The organism is Polaromonas sp. P1_G4, assembly GCF_056405475.1.
The window spans coordinates 1-2,861 of record NZ_JBFUCA010000519.1; the positions used below are offsets into that span (position 1 = coordinate 1).

The following is a 2,861-nucleotide window of genomic DNA, read 5'->3' on the forward strand; positions in this document are numbered from 1 at the left end:
AGCGCGCTGGTGGCTTCGTCCGCAAAAATCCATTTGGGTTTCTTCAGCAATACCCGGGCGATGGAAAGGCGCTGCTGCTCCCCTCCCGAAAGCTTTTGGCTCCAGGCGTCTTCTTCGTCCAGCCGTGCGGCGAGTTCGGGCAGCAGGGCTTCGTTCAGGGCTTGCTTCAGCGCATCGTCGGTGTAGCTTGCCGCCAGTTCGGGGTAAGCCAGTGCATCGCGCAGGGAGCCGTTCGGGAAATACGGGCGCTGCGGGATGAACATGGCGTTTTCAGGTCGGGCGATGCGGCCGGTGGCAAACGGCCAGATGCCTGCCAAAGCGCGAAAAAGGGTGGACTTTCCGCTGCCGGAAGGGCCCCTGAGCAGAATGTGGTCGCCGGCGTCGGCATGCAGTTCGACGCCTGTCAGGAGAACGGTTCCGGTCGGCAGGGCCAGATTGAGGTCGCTCGACGTGAGCGATGTGGACGCACTGGTGACCAGGCCGACGTTGTCTTTTGCCTGCGCAATCATGCTGTCTTCGAAGCTTGTCAGGCGATCTGTTGTCGCGCGCCAGCTGGCGAGATTGTCGTAGTTATCCACAAACCAGCTGAGTGAGTCCTGAACCTTGCCGAAGGTCGAGGAAATCTGAATCAGCTGGCCAAGCTGGATTGCTCCGCCGAAGAAGCGAGGTGCCGCAACAAGGAACGGAAAAATCAAGGCAGCCTGGCCGAAGAAGCTCTGGAACCAGATGAGTTTTTTGTTGGCGCGTATCAGGTTCAGGTAGTTCGCCAGCACCGTCGTGAAACGACCATCGAGCTGGCTGCGCTCCACCGCCTCGCCATGGTCCAGCGCAATGGATTCGCTGTATTCACGCGCCCGTACCATGTGGTGGCGAAAATTGGCTTCGTAGCGCTGCTGCAAGAAGTTGAGTTTGATCAGTGGCCGACCGATGTAATGCGCCAGCACGCTGCCGACCAGGCAATAGGCCACCGCGGCCCAGACCATGTAACCCGGTATGAAATAGCTGCTTCCGCCCAGGGTGAAGTCCAGCGGACCCGACTGAACCCAGAGAAGGCCGACAAAACTGACCAGCGTCACGACCGCATTGAGCAGGCCCATGCTCAGTGTGATCGTGGAGGTGGTAAAAGACTGCACGTCTTCCTGAATCCGCTGGTCCGGGTTGTCCGGGCTGGCGTTGATATCGGTTGTCGCCGAATAACGCGCGAGCTCCATCTTGTAGAAGGCGTGGTGCGACAGCCAGCGGCGCAGGTAGTCGCGTGTCATCCACGCGCGCCAGCGCATTTGCAGCAACTGGGTCAGGTAGAACTTGTAGACGGCGATGATGATCGCGCCAAAGGCCAGATAGCTGAACCGGCCCATCTGCTGCCAGAAGACGACCTGGTCGCGTTTTTCAAGTGCGTCATAAAACACGCGGTACCAGTCGTTGAACTGCACTGCCATGTAAACCGTGCCGAGGTTGAGCAGCACGATGGCCACCAGCAGCAGGCGAGCCTTCCATTTTTCCTCGGACCGGAAGTAAGGGGCGGCCAGTGCGGCTATCCGCCTGGCAAAAAGACTGAATGCGGTAAATTTTGCGAAAAGACTGGACGGATTCATGAAAGCCCTTTCGCGGCTCAGGAAAGCTGGTTGGAAACACCACTGGCCACGTGGCCCGAGGGAACATGCTGCGAGGCGGAGTGCACGTGACCGGTCTGGTCGTCGAAGAAAAAGTCGGGCTCGAATTCGCGCAGGAATTCGCCTTTGGCGAGACCCCCCAGGAACATGGCTTCATCGACCTCAATGTTCCAGTCCATCAGCGTGCGGATGGCGCGTTCATGCGCGGGCGCGCTGCGGGCGGTAACCAGGGCCGTGCGTATGCGCATGTGCGAGGTGCCGACCTGCTGCAAACGGTGCAGCGCTTCAAGCAGGGGTTTGAACGGGCCGGCCAGCAGCGGCTGTGTGGCCTTGTCGCGTTCGTGCTGCTGGAAGGCGGACAGGCCCTGCGCCTGGAAGACGCGCTCGGCTTCGTCCGAAAACAGCACCGCGTCACCGTCGAAGGCGATGCGCACTTCGTTGGGGTGCGCGTCGCTGGCACGCACTGAATGCGGATAGACCTGCGCAGCGGGCACGCCGGCCAGCAGGGCGTCGCGTACGTCGCTCAGATGGGCGGACAGGAAAAGATTGGCGTGCAGGGGCTTGAGGTAACGCCAGGGCGCCTCGCCACGGTTGAAAGTGCCTCGTTCTATCTTGAGGCCGTAGTGCTGGGCTGAGCGAAAAACCCGCATGCCGGAGACGGGGTCATTGCGCGAGAGGATCACGACTTCAACGCGCTGGGTGGGTGCTGTCGGGCTGGCCGCTTCCCCGGCGCTTTCGGGTACCTCGTTGAAGGCCAACAGCTTTTTGACCAGCGAAAACGCCACGCCAGGCTTGGCCGGCACGTCCAGCCGCTCGAGCTGCAGCTTCATATAGGCGGCATCCTTTTTGGCGCCTGGCACGGGCTCGGCCGTCATGCCGGTTTCAAAAACCTGGTTTTCTTCTTCAAAGTCAAACAGCGCGCGTGACGAGATCGCCACCACGAGCTGACCATCCAGAGTTGCTGCCATTTTTTGTACCTTATCCGGTTTTTAGKAGTGGGTTTGCAGTTCGAGTGTGCACCATTGGCCGTAGGCCGGAGCTTTTAGAGGCCAGTCGCTGGCGTGCATGATCTGACGCACGCCAAGGCCAATCAGTTCCACGGCGCGTATGACGCCCGCATGGGTAATCCACAGTGTGTCGGCCTGGCCTTGCAACTCGTCAAAGGCCGAAGCGACGCGTGCCATGACCTGGTGGGTGCTTTCGCCGCTGCCGCCCACGGCATATTGGGCAAAGCCGTCCGTCCAGGCC

The 2,861-nt window shown here is 60.6% G+C and carries 3 protein-coding genes; all 3 read right to left on the minus strand.

The genetic code is table 11. The features are described from left to right. Positions 1-1,595, minus strand: a 1,595-nt coding sequence (locus AC1D1X_RS19805; protein WP_477698964.1) for an ABC transporter ATP-binding protein/permease, incomplete at its 3' end; no start/stop codon positions are given. Between the two features lie 17 nt (positions 1,596-1,612). Further along, the gene (locus AC1D1X_RS19810; RefSeq protein ID WP_457282584.1) at positions 1,613-2,581 is read right to left on the minus strand and encodes a 5'-nucleotidase; all 969 of its coding nucleotides are present in this window, start codon (positions 2,579-2,581) and stop codon (positions 1,613-1,615) included. Between the two features lie 21 nt (positions 2,582-2,602). Beyond that, positions 2,603-2,861, minus strand: a 259-nt coding sequence (locus tag AC1D1X_RS19815) for a histidine phosphatase family protein (protein WP_477698965.1), incomplete at its 5' end; no start/stop codon positions are given.

Bases quoted from the DNA above. Each gene is read 5' to 3' on its own strand.
- AC1D1X_RS19810 (WP_457282584.1), bottom strand. From the start codon at position 2,581: ATGGCAGCAACTCTGGATGGTCAGCTCGTGGTGGCGATCTCGTCACGC.